This window comes from Janthinobacterium sp. (assembly GCF_009923995.1).
GTDB lineage: Bacteria > Pseudomonadota > Gammaproteobacteria > Burkholderiales > Burkholderiaceae_D > Janthinobacterium.
On sequence record NZ_RFSK01000033.1, the window covers coordinates 1 to 17077 of the forward strand.

At 65.5% G+C, this 17077-nt stretch carries 15 protein-coding genes; 6 read left to right on the top strand and 9 right to left on the bottom strand.

Features of this window, described 5'->3' with window-relative positions:
* From EBS11_RS16760 to phaP, 3 genes are all read left to right on the top strand, one after another.
* Window positions 1-1724, top strand: a 1724-nt coding sequence (locus EBS11_RS16760) for an ATP-binding protein (RefSeq protein WP_290604599.1), incomplete at its 5' end; no start/stop codon positions are given.
* 49 nt (window positions 1725-1773) lie between these two features.
* The gene (locus EBS11_RS16765) at window positions 1774-1968 is read left to right on the top strand and encodes a hypothetical protein (RefSeq protein WP_290604601.1); all 195 of its coding nucleotides are present in this window, start codon (window positions 1774-1776) and stop codon (window positions 1966-1968) included.
* Window positions 1969-2076: 108 nt separating this feature from the next.
* Complete coding sequence (gene phaP / locus EBS11_RS16770; protein WP_290604603.1) at window positions 2077-2688, top strand: TIGR01841 family phasin; 612 nt, start codon at window positions 2077-2079, stop codon at window positions 2686-2688.
* A 79-nt stretch (window positions 2689-2767) separates the two neighbouring features.
* Here the strand turns inward: phaP and EBS11_RS16775 are convergent, their stop codons facing one another.
* Together EBS11_RS16775 and EBS11_RS16780 are read right to left on the bottom strand one after the other, a co-directional pair.
* Window positions 2768-3397 carry a metalloregulator ArsR/SmtB family transcription factor gene (locus EBS11_RS16775; RefSeq protein WP_290604605.1) on the bottom strand — a complete coding sequence of 210 codons (630 nt, stop codon included), beginning with the start codon at window positions 3395-3397 and terminating at the stop codon, window positions 2768-2770.
* On the bottom strand, window positions 3394-4611 hold the full coding sequence (locus EBS11_RS16780; protein WP_290604607.1) for an MFS transporter: 1218 nt from the start codon (window positions 4609-4611) through the stop codon (window positions 3394-3396). The genes EBS11_RS16775 and EBS11_RS16780 overlap by 4 nt, the downstream gene beginning before the upstream one ends.
* Before the next feature lie 146 nt (window positions 4612-4757).
* On the opposite strand from EBS11_RS16780, the gene EBS11_RS16785 reads away from it, so the two are divergent.
* From EBS11_RS16785 to EBS11_RS16795, 3 genes are all read left to right on the top strand, one after another.
* Window positions 4758-5462 carry an SMI1/KNR4 family protein gene (locus tag EBS11_RS16785; protein ID WP_290604612.1) on the top strand — a complete coding sequence of 235 codons (705 nt, stop codon included), beginning with the start codon at window positions 4758-4760 and terminating at the stop codon, window positions 5460-5462.
* 95 nt (window positions 5463-5557) lie between these two features.
* Complete coding sequence (locus EBS11_RS16790) at window positions 5558-7210, top strand: VRR-NUC domain-containing protein (RefSeq protein WP_290604614.1); 1653 nt, start codon at window positions 5558-5560, stop codon at window positions 7208-7210.
* Window positions 7207-9480 carry an ATP-dependent DNA helicase gene (locus EBS11_RS16795; protein ID WP_290604616.1) on the top strand — a complete coding sequence of 758 codons (2274 nt, stop codon included), beginning with the start codon at window positions 7207-7209 and terminating at the stop codon, window positions 9478-9480. The genes EBS11_RS16790 and EBS11_RS16795 overlap by 4 nt, the downstream gene beginning before the upstream one ends.
* On the opposite strand, the gene EBS11_RS16800 is transcribed toward EBS11_RS16795, so the two are convergent.
* From EBS11_RS16800 to senA, 7 genes are all read right to left on the bottom strand, one after another.
* Window positions 9477-10214, bottom strand: coding sequence for a LytTR family transcriptional regulator DNA-binding domain-containing protein (locus EBS11_RS16800; protein WP_290604693.1), 738 nt, complete (start codon window positions 10212-10214; stop codon window positions 9477-9479). The two genes, EBS11_RS16795 and EBS11_RS16800, sit on opposite strands and share 4 nt — an antisense overlap.
* A gap of 11 nt (window positions 10215-10225) precedes the next feature.
* On the bottom strand, window positions 10226-11302 hold the full coding sequence (locus EBS11_RS16805) for a histidine kinase (protein ID WP_290604618.1): 1077 nt from the start codon (window positions 11300-11302) through the stop codon (window positions 10226-10228).
* Between the two features lie 6 nt (window positions 11303-11308).
* Window positions 11309-12118, bottom strand: coding sequence for a DUF5668 domain-containing protein (locus tag EBS11_RS16810; RefSeq protein ID WP_290604619.1), 810 nt, complete (start codon window positions 12116-12118; stop codon window positions 11309-11311).
* A complete protein-coding gene (locus EBS11_RS16815) occupies window positions 12108-12491 on the bottom strand; it encodes a DUF5668 domain-containing protein (RefSeq protein ID WP_290604620.1) in 384 nt (127 codons plus the stop codon). Before EBS11_RS16815 ends, EBS11_RS16810 begins: the two co-directional genes overlap by 11 nt.
* Window positions 12492-12879: 388 nt before the next feature.
* Entirely contained in the window at window positions 12880-13782 is a 903-nt protein-coding gene (locus EBS11_RS16820; protein ID WP_290604621.1) for an NAD-dependent epimerase/dehydratase family protein, read from the bottom strand.
* A gap of 94 nt (window positions 13783-13876) precedes the next feature.
* A complete protein-coding gene (locus tag EBS11_RS16825; protein WP_290604623.1) occupies window positions 13877-15823 on the bottom strand; it encodes an ATP-dependent helicase in 1947 nt (648 codons plus the stop codon).
* A 34-nt stretch (window positions 15824-15857) separates the two neighbouring features.
* Window positions 15858-17054 (bottom strand): selenoneine synthase SenA, encoded by a 1197-nt coding sequence (gene senA / locus EBS11_RS16830; RefSeq protein ID WP_290604625.1) that lies wholly within the window; start codon window positions 17052-17054, stop codon window positions 15858-15860.
* Between the last annotated feature and the right edge of the window lie 23 nt (window positions 17055-17077).

Sequence of the window (17077 nt, forward strand, 5' to 3'; positions counted from 1 at the left end):
CCCCGGGCGACAACAAGCTGCTCATCGACGCCAACCACCTGGCCGAGGAGCTGTTCGGCATGCCGCAGGCCGAACTGCTGCAGGGCGGCATGGAACCGCTGTTTCCCCGGACGCAGAACGATGGCCGCGCCTCGCCGCAGTTGCTGGAAGAAAAGATACGCGCCACCCTGCAAGGCAAGATCGTCGTCTTCCGCGCCAGCTGCTGCCACCGCGACGGCCATGCGATCGCCTGCGAAATCCGGCTGATGCGCCTGGCCGTGCCGGGCCGCCAGCTCGTGCATGCGCGCGTCATCGATTTGACGGAACGCAACCTGGCCGAAGCCATGCGCTCGGGCCAGAGCGCCCTGCTGGAAATGGTGGCCAAGGGCGCGCCCCTCGTTCCCACCCTGAACCAGCTGCTGCTGCTGATCGAAGGCCAGTCGCGCGGCGTGTACTGCTCCATCATGCTGCTCGACGATGACGGCATCCACATGCACAGCGCGGCCGGCCCCAGCCTGCCGCCCGAATACATGGCCCTGCTCGAAGGCGTGGCCATCGGCCCCGGCGTGGGGTCCTGCGGCACGGCCATGTTCCGCCGCGAACCCGTCGTGGTCAGCGACATCATGCGCGACCCGCTGTGGGCGCCCTACCGCGAGCTGGCCGCGCCGTTCGGCTTGCGCGCCTGCTGGTCGCGCCCCATCTTCGGCCAGGATGGCGCCGTGCTGGGATCGTTTGCCATGTATTACCGCGACGTGCGCAGCCCCGATGCGCACGACCTGGGCCTGATCGACACGGCCACCGACCTGGCCGGCATCGCCATCGGCCGCATGCGCCACGAACGGGAACTGCAGCGCCACCGCGCCCACCTGGAAGAATTGGTGGCCGAACGCACGGCCGCCTTGACGCAGGCCAAGGAACAGTCGGAACAGGCCAACCGCGAACTGGCCGCCGCGCTGGAAAACCTGTCCATCACGCAAGGGGAGCTGGTCCGCCGCGACAAGCTGGCCGCCCTGGGCGCCCTCGTGGCCGGCATCGCACACGAACTCAATACGCCCATCGGCAACGGCCTCGTCGTCGCCACCACCATGGCCGAGCGCACGCGCGAGATCCAGGCCAGCTTCCACGACGGCCTGCGCCGCTCCGAGCTGGAAGGCTACCTGGCGCAGGCCGGCGAGGCGGACGCCATCATGCTGCGCAACCTGCAGCGCGCGGCCGACCTGGTGTCCAGCTTCAAGCAGATCGCCGTCGACCGCGCCAGCTCGCAGCGGCGCCACTTCCTGCTGCGCCAGTTCATCGCCGAACTGATGCTGCCCCTGTCCACGCAGCTGAAGGCGGCCGGCCTGAGCCTGGCGCAGGACGTGCCGGAAGGCCTGGCCATGGACAGCTATCCCGGCCCCCTGGGCCAGGTACTGAGCAACCTGCTGGAAAACTGCCTGCGCCACGCCTTCGAGGGCCGCAGTGGCGGCAGCATCAGCATCACGGCGCGCGGCAGCGAGGATGGACAAGACGTCCTCCTCGCCATCGCCGACACGGGCGTGGGCATCCCCGCCGACGACCTCACGCACATCTACGACCCCTTCTTCACGACGAAACTCGGTTCCGGCGGCTCCGGCCTGGGCCTGCACGTGGCGCACAACATCGTCACGGGCGTGCTGGGCGGCCATATCGATGCCAGCAGCAGCCCCGCCGGCACCACCTTCACCCTGCTGCTGCCCGCCGCGGCGCCCCAGGCGGGTGCCATCTGACTGGCAGGCGCGCTACAATGCTGCCAACGTTTTCTGATGGAGCAGTGCCATGAAATACATCCTCGCCACGATCCTGCTGGCCATGTGCGCCGGCGCAATGGCCGGCCCTGCCCCCTGGTACAAATGGCGCAGCAAGGTCGACGGCACCCTGTCGTGCGCCCAGTCCACCCTGGGATTTGGCTGGGAACTTGCCTCGGGACCGTACAAAGATAGCCGTTGCGAAAAACCGGCGCTTGTTAAATAATGGGGCCATGACAACACGGGAAAACCGGCTTGAACACAAGCGATGGCAATGCGGCGTCGAAAGAGTATGGAACGATAAGAACGTATCTATTCAAACCGAGGAGACCACATGTTTACGAATCCGGAACAATTCGCATCGGCCACCAAGGCCCTGTTTGAATTCCAGCTGATGACCTTCAACACGCTCACCACCAAGGCCGTGCAGGGCGTGGAACAGGTGCTGGCACTGAACATGGCCACCGCCAAGTCCGGCATCGAGGATGGCCTTGCCGCCGGCAAGGAAATCAGCCAGGCCAAGGACCCGAAGGCCGCCATGGCCGCCGCTGCCGCCCAGCTGCAACCGGGCGTGGCCGGCGCCAAAGCGTATAAACAGCAGCTCGACGACATCATCAAGGAAATCCACACGGAATTCACCACGGCCGCCGAAGCCCACGTGGCCGAAGCGAAAAGCAATCTGAGCGCCCTGATCTACGACGTCACGAAAAACGTGCCGCCCGGCTCGGAAAACGCCGTGGCCATCGTCAAGGCCGCCATCGACAACGCCTTTCTTGGCTACGAGCAAGTCACCAAGGCCACGAAACAGGCCGTGAAAACCGTGGAAGAGCAGATCGCCAAGGCCAGCGCGCAAGTGGCGCAGGCCACGGAAAAGGCGACGAACGGCGCCAGTGCCGCGGCTGACAAGGCGGCGCCCGCCGCCAAGCCCAAGGCGGCTAAAAAGTAACACGCCCCAAGAGCAAGTGCCGGGGTCGTGCCCTCATGGTGCGACCCCGGCCTTTATTTGGGGTCAACACGTTTGGCCCTCACCCCACCGGCACGATCCGGTACACGCAGCGCCTCCCCCCCTCCAGCAGATACTCGCTGCGCGCCACCGTGCAATCGTCGCCCAGTACCCGCTGGAAGATGGCCAGTTCCGAACGGCAGAAATTCTGGCATGCCGTGGCTGCCGCGCAGATGGGGCAATGGTTTTCCACCAGCAGCACGCTGCCATCGTCCTGCGGCTCGGCATGGGCCATGTAGCCCTCGCCATCGCGCGCGCGCGCCAGGCTGTCCACTCTTTGCGCCAGATCAAGCCGCGGATCGACCAGCTTGCCATACGCCAGCTCGCTGCTGCGCTCGCGCGCGCCGATCAGTTTGTCGAGGCCCTCATCACCGAACAGGGCTTGCACTTGCGCGATCAATTCCACGGTCAGGTCGGCATGGCGATCGGGAAAGCGCGCATGCCCTGCCGGCGTCAGCTGCCAGCGGCGCGACGGGCGCCCCACCTTGTCGGCCACGTCCTCGTGCGCCACCAGGCCCTTCTCCTGCGCCGCTTCCAGCTGGCGCCGCGCGCCCATGGAGGTGATGTCGAGCAAGGCGGCCAGCTGCTGCGCCGTCTGCGGCCCCCGCATCTTCAGCAGGAACAGGGTGTGTTCGGACGTGCCCGCGCTCATGCCACCGCCTCGGCGTCGACGGCACCGCCCAGCTGGCGGCGCCAGGCCGCCATGCGCCACGCGGCCCAGGCGGCGCTGCCCGCGCCGGCGACGAGGATCAGCCGCGTGTCGATCAGGGTCAGCACGGAGCCGCTCAAGGCGACGACGATGTTGGCGATGCAAAAGGTGGTGGCCAGCAAGCCCATCACGGCGCCCTGCCCGTGCGCGCTGAAGCGCTCCGCGCACCAGCCCTGGATCACCGTGTTGTACAGGGCGTTCGGAATGCCGAACAGCACGATGGCGGCGATGCCCACCCAGATATTGCCCAGCGCCAGGATGCCCACGGCCAGCGCCACGCCGCAGGCATACCAGCTGGCCCGCAGCAAGGGCGCGTGACGGCTGGGGCCGCCCGCCAGCAGGGACGTGATCGTCATCGTGCCGCACAGGCCCACATTCACCCAGGCAATTTCCTGCGCATGGTAACTGGCCGTTTCGACCAGCCACAGCGGATAGAACTCGTAGAAGCTGGCCACGCCGCAGGTGAGCGCCAGTTGCACGATGAACAGGGTGCGCAGCTCCGCGTGGCGCAGCAGATTGAGCGAATGGCGGTCGCGCGCCACCTGCCACCACGACGTCGTCAGCAGGGATGGCGTTTCGCGCGGCAAGCCCACGGCCACCAGCACGGCGACGAGCATGAGGGCAGCGGCGGCGATCCAGAACGGCACCGTCACGCCCCAGTGCAAGGTGGCGCCCGCCAGGATGGGCCCCACCAGCCAGCCCAGGTAAAACGCGCCGTTCAGCCAGGACATGGCGCGCAGGCGCAGTGGTCCCTGCAATTGGTCGGCCAGCATGGCGCGCGCCACGGCGCCGTTGCCCTCCAGCAAACCCGTGATGAAGCGGGCGACGATGAACAGGGGATAGGACTGGATCACCAGCGCCCAGGCCGTGATGGCATGGCCGATGGCGGCGCCCACGGCCGTGCGCATCAGCAAGGGGCGGCGGCCATAGCGGTCCGACAAGGGACCCAGCACGGCCGAGCCGATCAGCAAGCCCAGCGGATTGATGGTCAGCGCCAGGCCGAACAGCAATTTCGACGGCAAGCCGAGGAAATTGTTGAAGGCATTCGGCGCCTCGGCCGCGAACAGCGGGGGCAGGATCGGATACGGCAGGGAGGCGCCGATGGTCGACAGCAGCGCCAGCAGGCAGGCGGCGGAAATCAGGAGAATATTTTTCATGCAGCCTCGGCGTAGGTAATCCGGCAAGAATACGTGGCCACGCCAAATAAGTAAACGAATATGTTTATTAATTATCCCCTCCTTGCCGCCGTGCGCGCCCCCGCCTCGGCTATCATGGCGCCATGATTCACGTTTCCAGGGCAAACATGACACTGTCAGAGATCGAACAGCGGCACGGCTACACCTTCCCTTCCCTGTATCGCCAGCTGGACCGCGACGGCATGCTCGCGGTCGGGGAATACGGCCCCGACTGGTACGAGCGCGTGTATCCCGCCTTGAAGGACACTCCCACCCTGCTGCTGCACGCCGACGATTTTGAGTTGCTGAGCGTCAAGGCCGTTGCGGCAGCCACGGAAGAACTGGCCGATCCCGACGACTACCGGCACATCGATCCCGCCTTCCGCTTCATCCCGTTCGCGCAGACGGGCGCGGGCGACCACTACTGCTTTTTCGCCTCAGGCGGGCAGGATGGCGAGATGCCCGTCGTGCTGCTGTGGCACGACCAGAATGCCGCCCAGTACCTGGCGAAGAACCTGCAGGATTTCCTGTTCCACATGCTGTTGAGCAGCATGGCGGACCAGGATACGTACAATGCCGTCGGCGACGACGCCTTCAAGGAACAGCTGGCCAGCATGCTGGGCACCCACGCGCGCTACCTGACGGCGCGGCAAGCCGAGGTGCTGCAAGCCTTGCTGGCCAGGGACATCATCGATTACGAGGTGGTGTTGCCGAAAGGACGCAAGCAAGCCCATCGCGGCCTGCTGACGGATCTCGAAGTGGCCAGCCTGCGCGAGGAACACATTCCCTACGAAAAGTTCGACAGCGATTTTGCCTACGGCGCGGCTGGCTGAACATGAAATCGCTGGGCAAGCGGCGGCTGAAGGTTTAAACTGTATATAAACACAGTAAAACCCGTCACCTTGCCACTTGCCCTATTGCCATCCCCATGCTGAAAGTCCTGGAAAATCCCCTGTACTATCTGGACAATTTCCAGGACGTGCTGAACTGGATCAGTGGGCGTTACGCCGACCTGCTGAGTCTTGAGGAAACGCGCTTCATCGCCGACTTCGGCGCCCTGCCGCAGCCGTCGCGCGCCCTGTTCGTGCGCCTCGTCATGCGCAAGGGCTGCCTGTTCCGCGCCAGCAAGCTCAACTACCCGGAAATCGGCGACACGCGCGCGGCCGCCCTGCCCCTGCTGGCGACGGGCTGGGTGGAGGCCGATCCCGCCATCTCGCTGGCCGAACTGTTCGAGCTGCTGCTGAAAGCGGAAATCGCCCAGGCATTCGGCCTCGCCGCACCCCTGAAGGCGGCGCGCAAGGCGGAGCAGCTGGACGCCTTGCGCGAGCAGCATGGGGATGAGAAAACCTTTTCCGCCTGGCATCCGGCATCCAACGACGTGCTGTACCGCATCGGCCTGCAACCGCTGTGCGACCGATTGCGCCTGATTTACTTTGGCAACTATCACCAGGACTGGTCGGAATTCGTGCTGTCCGACCTGGGCGTGTACCAGTATGAAAAAGTGGAATTCTCGCCCGCTTCACGGGGTTTCCGCACGCGCCAGGATATCGAGCACTATGAAGTGCTGCACCAGTGCCGCGAACGCTACAACGACAGCGCGCCCGCGGACGACGTGCTGCAGGAACTGGCGGCGCTGCCCTTGTCCCAGGACAATACCTGGCTGCTCAGCCGGCGCGACAAGCTGCGCTTCCAGATCGGCCAGCACCTGGAAAAATGCCAGGACTGGCCCGCCGCCTACCGCGCCTATGCGGATTGCCGCTATCCGGGCGCGCGCGGGCGCGCCATCCGCGTGCTGGAAAAAGACGAGCAGCCGCAGGCGGCCTACGAGCGCCTGGAGATCGCCCTGGCCGCGCCGGAAAGCGAGGCGGAACAGCAATTGCTGCTGCGCATGGCGCCCCGATTGCGGCGCAAGCTGGGGTACGCCAAGCAGGCGGCCAGCGCGGCCGCGGCCGTGGAGCGCATCGACCTGCTGCTGCCCCATCCGGGCGCCGCGTGCTACGTGGAAGGCGTGGTGCAGCAGCACCTGATGCAGGACGACGCGCCCGTGTACTACGTGGAAAACACCCTGATCAACTCGCTGTTCGGCCTGCTGTGCTGGCCCGCCATCTTCAAGGCCATGCCGGGCGCCTTCTTCCACCCCTTCCACCGCGGTCCGGCCGACTTGCACAGCGCCGATTTCTACCTGCGCCGCAGCGCCGACTTCGCCGCCTGCCTGGCCCGGCTGGACGACGGCTCGTATCAGGCGACGATCCGCGCCACCCTGGCCGCCAAGCACGGCATCGTCTCGCCCTTCGTCAGCTGGGAGGCGCTCGATGGCGGCTTGCTGGACCTGGCGCTGGCCTGCATGCCGGCCTTTCATCTGAAGAAGGCCTTCGAGCGCATCTTGCTCGACATCAAAAGCAACCGCAGCGGCTTGCCTGATTTAATCCAGTTCTGGCCGGCGGAACGGCGCTACCGCATGATCGAAGTCAAGGGCCCCGGCGACCGATTGCAGGACAACCAGCTGCGCTGGATCGCCTATTGCGCCGAGCACGCCATGCCCGTCAGCGTGTGCTACCTGCAATGGCAGGAGGCCGCATGAGCGGCCATACCTACACCATCGCCGTGCGCGCCCTGTGCGAGTTCACGGCCAAGGTGGGCGACCTGGACCTGCGCTTCACGCCCTCGCCCACGGCGCAGGAAGGCATGGCGGGCCACGCCACCGTCACGGGCCGGCGCGACGACGATTACCAGCGCGAAATCAGCCTGTGCGGCGACTTCGGGCCGTTGCACGTGCGGGGCCGCGCCGATGGCTACGACCCGGCGCGCCGGCAGCTGGAAGAAATCAAGACCTACCGGGGCGAGCTGGACGCCATGCCCGCCAACCACCGCCAGTTGCACTGGGCGCAGGCGCGCATCTACGGCCATTTGCTGTGCCAGCAGCTGAACTTGCCCATGTTGCGCGTGGCGCTCGTGTATTTCGACATCGCGAGCCAGAAGGAAACGGTCATGCACGAGGAATGCACGGCCGAGGCGCTGCGCCTGTTCTTCGAGCAGCATTGCGCGCTGTTCCTCGACTGGGCCGAGCAGGAGCTGGCGCACCGCGCCAGCCGCGACGCGCAGCTCACGTCCATGGCCTTTCCCCACGCGGACTTCCGCCCGGGACAGCGCCAGCTGGCCGAAGCCATGTACAAGGCCAGCAGCCGCGGCTGCGGTTTGCTGGCGCAGGCGCCCACGGGCATCGGCAAGACGGTGGGCAGCCTGTTTCCCATGCTCAAGGCGACGGCCGCGCATGGCCTCGATAAGCTGTTTTTCCTCGCCGCCAAGGTGCCGGGTCGGCAGATGGCGCTCGACGCCTGCGCCATCCTGAAGGACAGCGCCCCGCTGCTGCCCCTGCGCGTGCTGGAACTGAGCGCGAAAAACAGCGCCTGCGAGCATCCCGACAAAGCCTGTCACGGCGCATCGTGCCCGCTGGCCCAGGGCTTTTACGACCGCTTGCCGCTGGCGCGCGAGGTGGCGCTGGCCAGCGGCTTGATCCTCGACAAGGAAGCCGTGCGCGCCGTCGCCTTGCAGCAGGGTATTTGCCCCTACTACCTGGGCATGGAACTGGCGCGCTGGAGCGACGTCGTGATCGGCGACTACAATTATTATTTCGACCTCAGCGCCATGCTGTACGGCATGACCCTGGCCCACGACTGGAAGGTCAACGTGCTGGTCGACGAGGCGCACAATATGGTGTCGCGCGCGCGCAGCATGTACACGGCCGAACTGGCGCAGACCGACCTGAAGCTGCTGCGCAAGTTCGCGCCCGACACCCTGAAAAAGCCGCTGGACCGCCTGGCGCGCCAGTGGACGGCGCTATTGAAAGAACAGGACGGCGACTACCACGTGCATGCGGCCCTGCCCGACAAATTCTTTGGCGCCCTGCAAGGCGTGGCGACGGCCATCGGCGACTACATGGCCGAGCACGCCGCCGCGCTGGACGAGGACTTGCAGCGCTTTTATTTCGACGTGCTGCTGATCAACCGCCTGGCGGAAAGCTTCGGCACGCATTCGCTGTTCGACGTCAGCAGAACGAATACGGGAACCCATGCCGGTTCCACCGTCTGCATCCGCAACATCGTCCCGGCGCCGTTTCTCAAGGAACGCTTCGCGGCCAGCCACAGCACGGCCCTGTTTTCCGCCACCTTGAGTCCGTGGAATTACTACAGCGACACCCTGGGCATGCCGGACGACACGGCCTGGGTGGACGTGGAGTCGCCCTTCCAGGCGCAGCAACTGTCCGTGCGCGTGGCCGACAGCATTTCCACGCGCTACCAGCACCGGGCCGCCTCGCTGCTGCCCATCGCCCAGCTGATGGCGAAGCAATACGCGGAAACACCGGGCAACTACCTGGCCTTCTTCAGCAGCTTCGATTACCTGGAAAAGACGGCCACCCTGTTCGCCCAACATTACCCGGACGTGCCCATCTGGCAGCAGCCGCGCCGCATGGACGATGCGGCCCGGGCACAGTTCCTGGGCCGCTTCGGCCTGGAGACGCGCGGCATCGGCTTTGCCGTGCTCGGCGGCGCCTTCGGCGAAGGCATCGACTTGCCGGGCGCGCGCCTGATCGGCGCCTTCATCGCCACCCTGGGTTTGCCGCAGATCAATCCCGTCAACGAGCAGATCCGCCAGCGCATGGGCGACATCTTCGGCGCCGGCTACGATTACACCTATCTGTATCCGGGCATGCAGAAGGTGGTGCAGGCGGCCGGCAGGGTCATCCGCACGCAGTCGGACAAGGGCGTCGTCTACCTGATCGACGACCGTTTTTCCCGCCCGGAAATCCGCCAGCTGCTGCCCACCTGGTGGGATGTGCAGCTGGCCAGCTAGCCAACCATCAGCTTCAGTTTCTGGTAGCCGGCCTTGCTCACGGGAATGCGCGTATCGTCGCGCAGGATGGCCACGTGGCTGTCTTTCGTCGCCGCCTCGATGCGGCGGATGCCGTCGATATTGAGCAGGTAGGAACGGTGCACGCGCAGGAACTTGGCGGGGTCCAGCTGCGCTTCCAGTTCGCTCAGGCGCTGGCTTTTCAGGTAGGACTTGCCTTCGGAGCGGATGCTGATGTAGTCGTCCTGCGCCTCGATGTAATCGATGCGCGCGCTGGCGATGACGTGGACTTTGGCGCCGTCGCGTATCAGCACGCGGTCCAGGGGCGCGGCGCGCGTGGCGGCTTCGCGCGCCACCACCTGCACGGCAGCCGAAGCGTCCGGCGTGCTGCGCTGGGCGCGCGCATGGGCCAGCGCCTGCTCGAAGCGCTGTTCGCTGAATGGCTTCAGGAGGTAGTCGAGCGCATGGCATTCAAAGGCTTTCAAGGCATACTGGTCGTAGGCCGTGACAAAGATCAGCCGCGTCTTCGCGCCGATCAGCTCGGCCACTTCAAAACCGTCCAGGCGCGGCATCTGGATGTCGAGGAACACCAGTTCCGGTTCCAGTTCCGCGATGGCCTTGACGGCTTCGAAGCCGTTGGCGCACTCGGCCACGATGTCGATATCGTCATGGCGCGCCAGGTATTCGCGCAGCACGCCGCGCGCCAGCAGTTCATCGTCGACGATGGCTACCCGCATTCTTTCCTGCATCATGCTTCCTCCGTGTCGCCGGTCTGCGCCGGCATCGATAAGGTCACTTCAAACGTCCCGCCCCGCCGCGCCCAGTGCACGCTGGCCTCGTGGCCATAGGCGCTGGCCAGGCGCTGGCGCACATTGTCCAGTCCTACGCCATTGCCGCGCGATGGCCCTTGATCCGCATCAACCGGGTTGCGCACGGCGATCTGCAGCAGGCTGCCCGCGCGCCGCGCCTCGATGTCGAGCACGCCGCCATCCGTCAAGCCGCAGATGCCATGCTTGACGGCATTTTCCACCAGCGGCTGTATCAGCATGGGCGGCAGCAGGCAGGCCAGCGCTGCATCGTCGATGGCCACGGCGACCTGCAGCCGCTCGCCGAAACGCACCTGTTCGATGGCGAGGAAATGGCGGATCAGCACCAGTTCCTCGTGCAGGGTGATGTGCTTGTGCGCTTCCATGCTGAGGCTCTGGCGAAAGAAACTGGCCAGCTGCACCGTCATCTGGCGCGCCCCGGCCGCATTGATGGAAGTCAAGGCGCTGATGGAATTGAGACTGTTGAACAGGAAGTGCGGATCGATCTGCGTGCGCAGCATGCGCAGCTGCGCTTCCTGTGCCATCAGCTGCGCTTCCAGGCCCCGCTGTTCCGCCGTCTTGGCGCGCACGAATTCCAGCAGCAGGTAGTGCACGGCGGCGGCCAGGCAGTACAGCAGCGCGCCCAGGCCGAAGAACAGGGCCAGCAGCGGCTGCGTCAGCGGTACGCCCAGCCAGTGCACGTCCAGCAGCAGGCTGACGCTGTTGGAAAATTGCAGCAGCGTAGCCCACAGCAAGCCCGCGAACAGGGCCGCCACGCCCATCACACCCGCGATGGCGGCCGGATGGCGGGCGTTCAGCGGGTAGGCGCGGCACAGGTAAAAAGCGGAAAACCCCGTGCCGATGGCATACACGAGCGTGGCGGGCACCACCAGCAAGGCCGCGTTGAGCCAAGGCGCGCCGGCCACCCTGGCCAGTACGAACGCCAGGGCCAGCCCCAGCGCCAGGCAGACCAGCAGCGCCACCACGGCGCCGCGCCGCTTCGACAAGGGCCCGGACATGCGCGCCTAGTTGCGGATTTCCAGGCCGCCCATGATGGCGTAGCCCGTCACGTACAGGCGCTTGTCCTGGTTCGCCGGCACGATGGTCTTTTCCTCGAAGCCGCCGAGGATGGGCGTGCCCTGCAGCACCACGCTCCAGTCGGGCGGAATCTTGATGGTGATGCCGCCGCACAGGGCAAACACGTTGAGCACGGCTTCGCCTTCGATGGATGCCTGGCGCAGGTCGATTTCGCAGCCGGCCATGATGACATTGATGTCGCCGCCCTTGAAGCGCTGCGAGGACACGCGCCGCACGTAGCCACCCAGGATGGCCGTCACTTCGATGATGCTGTCGTCGTCCGCCGCCCCGCCCGTGCCGGACGCTGCCGTGGCCGCTGGCTTGTCGAGCGACACGGCGCCATTCCTGGCCTGGCCGAAGGAATCCGTCTGCGCGCCGCCCTCCTGCCGCGCGGCAAAGCGCCGGCGGCGCTGGCGCTGCTGCGCGCCAGGCAGGGACTTCGAGACGACGGCCACGCCCAGGCCGATGATCAGCAGGGGCCACAGCATGTCCCAGTTCATGTAGAAAATGCCCATGTGCTTGAGGGTCCAGACCAGGCCCAGCAAGACCAGCATGCCGCCCAGCAAGTAACCGTTGGCGCTGCGGCTTTGCGACAGTTTCAGCAAGCCAAACACGATCAAGAGCGTGGGCCAGAAACGGAAGGTATAGCGCACGCTGATGAAGCCCAGGTTATCGAGCAGGAACAGCAGCCCCAGGCCGATGACGATGACACCCAGCACGATCTGCGATGGCGAGTGCAGCGGCGGTTTATTTTTCATGCTCGGACTCCCGGTAGGCAATAAAATGTTTGTTCAACAGCGGTTCGATCACGAGGCCCACGCCCCAGGCGATCAGCAGGGCCGGCCAGCTATTGTAAAAACTCAGGTTCCACAGTTCTTCATAGGAAACATACCACCATGCGGCGAAAAAGATCAGCCACAGGCCGCTGAGCACCTGCTTGGCGGAGACGGGCGCGAGCAGCTTGTTCAGGCCGAAGAGCGCCATGATCACCGGCCAATAATGCCATAGCGCATAGTAATCGTGGAGGATGATCACATCGAGCCGGTCCAGCAGGATGATGGCGCCGATGACAATGAGCAGCACGCCCCATAGCAGCTGGGTACGCCGGCAATATGCTTGTTCAGGTTTCACGGGACCCCCTTGTTGTTGGTTGATCGTAAAGATACGCGCGATGGGCGCGTAGCGACAGCCTTCTTCGGCGAATGGCGGATACGCCACGGTGGATGGCGAGGCGGGACCAACGGGCGAAAAAAAAGACCGGCTGACGCCGGTCTTGAAGGGGTTGATGCAGTACACGACTTGCGGATCCCATGCGCAACATCGGGATGCGCATGCAGAGGAAATATGGTGCCGATCCTTGAGGCGACCGGCTGACCTGCTGGAAGATCGAACATGCCGCCCACTTCACGGCAGTGCGTCTCAACCAAGCAAAGTCATCATACTCCCGATTGGGAAAACATACCGTTCGCTAGCGCACACAGAACAGGCGTTGCTGAGCTGTATCAAACCCGCAAGCCTTTCAATGGGGCGGATGCAGCATGTCCTTGCCGATCCACGCCAGCACGGACGGCCCCTGCGGCTGCCAGCCCAGCAGCTTGCGCGCCCGTTCGCCCCGCACGCGGCTGTTCGAACCGAGGCCATACGAAGCCATTTCATAGCCCCATTCGGCGATGGCTTCCTGCAAGGGCCAGTCTTGCGCGGGGCCCAGGTCCAGTGCCTGGGCGATGGCGGCCGTCATGTCGCGGAAGGCCGCTTCGCCCGACTCGACGAAGTAGAAGGTGCCGGCGGGCGACTTTTCCAGCGCCAGCAGATACAGGCTGACGACATCGTCGATATGCACGTTGGACCAGATATTGCGGCCCGGCCCCACGTGGCGCACGATGCCGCTCTTGCGCGCCTGCTTGAGCAGGCGCGGCAGCTGCACGCTGTCGCGCGGCAAGGCACCGTGGCCGTAGATCAGGGTGTTGCACAGCACGGTGGCGCGCACGCCCTTGCCTGCGCTGGCCAGCACGAGGTCGTCGATGGCGACCCGGGCCGCCTTGTCGGCCGTCGGGGCCGGCAGCTTGTCTTCGTAATAGATCTGCTGCGTGCCCTCGCCGCCCGAGGCGTCGCCCACGATGGACGAGCCGCTCGTGTGCAGGAACGGCTTGTTCGTTCCCGCCAGCGCCTCGATGATGGCTTCCACGGCGCCCCGGTGGTCGCTGCTGGCCGCGTTGATGACGGCATCGGCCGCCTTCGCCTGCTCGATGAGCAATGCGCGGTCATTCAGCTCGCCCTGCACGCCCTGCACACCGATCTTGGCCAGTTCCGCCACCTGCTCCGGCTTGCGCACGAGGCCCGTCACCTGGTGGCCGGCGCGCACGAGGCCCGCCGCGATGGAACTGCCGATGAAACCTGCCGCACCCGTCAAAAACACGTTCATATCTTGCTCCCTGTCTGGTTAGATTGCTGTCAATCACACCAATCCAGTATGCCCGCTTTCGTCTTTCGCAAAAAGCAGTGGCACGACAAATGATCTATGACTTGGGCGCAACAATCTTCTGTTTGAGCTGGAGGGCGGCGATGTAGCGGCTCCGGTAGGCGGGGTCTTCCGGCGTCAGCAAGGTCAGCCGGTCGCGCGCCCGCGTGGCGGCCACGTAGAAGCGGTTTTCCTCTTCCAGCGGGTCGGTCTTGCTGCGCGGGAATTCGTCGACGGCCAGGTAGGGCAAAATCACGTGGTTGTACTCCAGGCCCTTGATCTGGTCGATGCAGGCGATCACCAGTCTGGCCTTGCCGGTCGAGACCGTTACGGCCTCTTCCATCTCGCCCAGCCAGCCGGCAAAGCCGTCCAGCGCCACGCCCGCTTCGCTGCACACGCCGATGAAGCCGTGCAGGGAGCGGGCCACGACGCGCGCCTGTGCCGGGTCGACGTAGATGCGGCGCGCCGTCTGTTCCAGCTGCATCAGGCCAAAGATGTGCTCCAGGGCGGCGCCCGCCGGCGCATCGGCCGGCAAGGCGCGCAGGTAGTCGACGGCCGCCAGGGTCAGGGCCGCCTTGGCCTGGTTGTGCGACTTGGCCAGCTGGTTGCTCAGGAAACCTTCCAGCAAGTCAGGGTAATTGGCCACGTCGGCCTTGGCTTGCTGCAATTCCGTGCGCGTAAACGGGATTTCCGCGAAGGCCACCAGGGCTTCGAGGATCTCGCCCCGGCGGGGACCGCTCTTGATCGCGTGCAAATCCTTGCGGGCGATGGCGACCATGCCGCGCAGCATCAGCACTTCCTGGCTCAGCAGATAGCTGTTCATGTCCACCAGGCCATACGCGATGCCGCTCTGGAATAGCGCCGTTTCCACGCGGATGGCCTGGTCGCGGTCGCGCAGCAAGATGGCCGTCGTGCCCGCATGCGCGTGTTCCAGCGCCGCGATCAGTTGCGCGCTGCACGCTTGCGGCTGCGCATGGTCGTACTGCAGCAGCTCGATGTGCGTGGCGCGCGCCAGGGCCGACACGCTGGCCTTGTTTTTCAGCACGCCGACGGCCTGCGCCAGCTGCGGGCCGTAACGGTAGGAGGCCGTCAGCGGCAAACGCTGCAAGGCGGGGAATTCCTGCTCGAAGCGCTGGCGCAGGAAGCGGTGGTCGGCGCCCGACCACGTGTAGATAACCTGATCCTTGTCGCCGGCGCCGCAGAAAAAGGCGTTGCCGCGGCGGATCAGCATGGTCAGCAGGCGGAACGACGCTTCGTTCAAGTCGTGCAATTCATCGGCCACGATGATCTGGAAGGCAGGCAGCTGCTGGCGCAGCGGTTCGTCGCCGTCGAGCATGCGCACGAGGTCGTAGGTGGCGTCGAACGGGGCGCGGAACTGGATGTCGCCCGTATCGGCGCCGCGCAAGCCTTCGTATTCGCGCAGCCACAGGTAATTCGTGCGCGACATGCCCAGCAGCTCCAGATTGTCTTCCAGGGAATTGCTCTCGAAGTCGGGATGCTGGAAGTCCATGCGCGCCTTGGTGCGCAGCTGCAGCTTCAGGAATTCGGCGATGGCGCCGTTCGTCGTATTGATTTCCAGAGGGTAACGGTCGGCGTATTTCTCGGCGACGACTTCCAGCGCTTCCCACGCCACGGGGCGCAGCTCTTCGTCGCTGCGCATGGCCGCCACCTGCGCCCGCTCCATCTGTTGCAAGACCTTGGCGGCAAAGGCGTCGAAGGTGTCGATGGTCAGGCGCTTGACGACGCCCAGCGGCACGCCCACTTCCAGCAGGCGCTGGCGCAGGGCCACGCGGGCCGCTTCCGTGAACACGAGGGCCAGCATGCGTTCGGGCGCGCGGCCCCGGTGCAGGGCTTCGGCCAGGCGCAGGGCCAGGGTCGTCGTCTTGGCGGCGCCCGCATTGGCGTCGATGAGGACAACTTTCTTTTGCGCCGTCTGGATGGCGACCTGCTCCGGCGTGGGCGTGATGCGTTTGGGAAGGAATTGCGGGGCGTTATCTATGCTCAAAAGGAATCCTGAAATTATGACTGACTTGACAGCCTCACCAGGCGCAGGTGCGCAAGCCGGCAAAGATGTCGTTGCGCTCGGGCGCGTGGAAGGCGCGCAGGCGGGGCGAGCGCAGGCGCGGCGGCGTGGCGAACGCGGCGCCGCGCAGGGCCTGGTGCCGCATGAAATAGGGCGCCGAATATTCGCGCCAGGCGTCCACGGCAAAGCCCGGATACGGCTCGAACGGCGTCGCCGTCCACTCCCACACCTGGCCCCACTGGAAGCGCGGATGGCCGGACAGCGCAGCATACTCCCATTCCGCCTCCGTCGCCAGGCGGCGCCCGGCCCAGGCGCAATAGGCTTGCGCTTCATACAGGTTGATGTGGCGCACGGCTTCGTTCGGCGGCAAGGTGGTGCGCTGGCCGAAGCGCATGGTGCGCCATTGCGTAGCCTCGCGCAGCCAGTACAGGGGCGACGAGCGCTCCTGCTGCATCAGCCAGGCGCTGCCGGCAGCGCTCCAGAACTGGCGGTTCTGGTAGCCGCCGTCGGCGACAAAGTCGGCAAACTGGGCGTTCGATACGGCGCAGGCATCGATGGCAAAGGGCGCCACGTAGCAGGCGTACGGCGGACATTCATTGTCGAAGGCAAAACCGGCGGCGCGGCGCGAACCCAGTTCGATGGTGCCACCCGGAAAGGCAATGTCGCCCGCCCCTGCCGGCAAGGCGGGGCTGGCCGCCAGGGTTTCCGGCGCTTCCAGTCCCAGCCATTGCAAGCCGGCCAGCATTTCTTCGCCGCACAAGTCTTCATGGGCCAGCGCCAGCCGGTAGGGATACAGGGCGCTGTCGACACTGGCTTCGCGCGACAGCTTGTCCAGTACCCGGTCCAATACTTCATGGCAATACGTCTTCACGGCGCCGGGACTGGGCAAGTCCAGCGTCCAGCGCGCGCGCTGTTCCACCATGTTGGCGTCGAACAGGTCGTCGCCGCGCGTCAGCAGGGAGTTATACACGGCGTCGGCCGGGTGGCTCGACGGGGCTTCGCGCAGGATGTACCACTCGGCAAACCAGGCGATGTGCGCCAGCTGCCACAGGGGCGGATTGAGCTGCGCGTGGCGGGGCATGCGCTCCACCACGTCCAGCCCGGCGGACACATAACAATCGAACAGGGACAGGGTGGCCTGGCGCGCGGCCACCAGCGACTGCGCCAGTTGCTGCGCGCCGGCGTGGCGAAAAGAAGCGTTGATTAAAGTCATGGCCTGATTGTAACGACTTTTGC

Coding starts and splice junctions, on each gene's coding strand:
- EBS11_RS16820 (WP_290604621.1), bottom strand. CDS start 13,782: ATGAACGTGTTTTTGACGGGTGCGGCAGGTTTCATCGGCAGTTCCATC.
- EBS11_RS16780 (WP_290604607.1), bottom strand. CDS start 4,611: ATGAAAAATATTCTCCTGATTTCCGCCGCCTGCCTGCTGGCGCTGCTG.
- phaP (WP_290604603.1), top strand. CDS start 2,077: ATGTTTACGAATCCGGAACAATTCGCATCGGCCACCAAGGCCCTGTTT.
- EBS11_RS16785 (WP_290604612.1), top strand. CDS start 4,758: ATGACACTGTCAGAGATCGAACAGCGGCACGGCTACACCTTCCCTTCC.
- EBS11_RS16790 (WP_290604614.1), top strand. CDS start 5,558: ATGCTGAAAGTCCTGGAAAATCCCCTGTACTATCTGGACAATTTCCAG.
- senA (WP_290604625.1), bottom strand. CDS start 17,054: ATGACTTTAATCAACGCTTCTTTTCGCCACGCCGGCGCGCAGCAACTG.
- EBS11_RS16775 (WP_290604605.1), bottom strand. CDS start 3,397: ATGAGCGCGGGCACGTCCGAACACACCCTGTTCCTGCTGAAGATGCGG.
- EBS11_RS16765 (WP_290604601.1), top strand. CDS start 1,774: ATGAAATACATCCTCGCCACGATCCTGCTGGCCATGTGCGCCGGCGCA.
- EBS11_RS16800 (WP_290604693.1), bottom strand. CDS start 10,214: ATGCGGGTAGCCATCGTCGACGATGAACTGCTGGCGCGCGGCGTGCTG.
- EBS11_RS16805 (WP_290604618.1), bottom strand. CDS start 11,302: ATGTCCGGGCCCTTGTCGAAGCGGCGCGGCGCCGTGGTGGCGCTGCTG.
- EBS11_RS16810 (WP_290604619.1), bottom strand. CDS start 12,118: ATGAAAAATAAACCGCCGCTGCACTCGCCATCGCAGATCGTGCTGGGT.
- EBS11_RS16795 (WP_290604616.1), top strand. CDS start 7,207: ATGAGCGGCCATACCTACACCATCGCCGTGCGCGCCCTGTGCGAGTTC.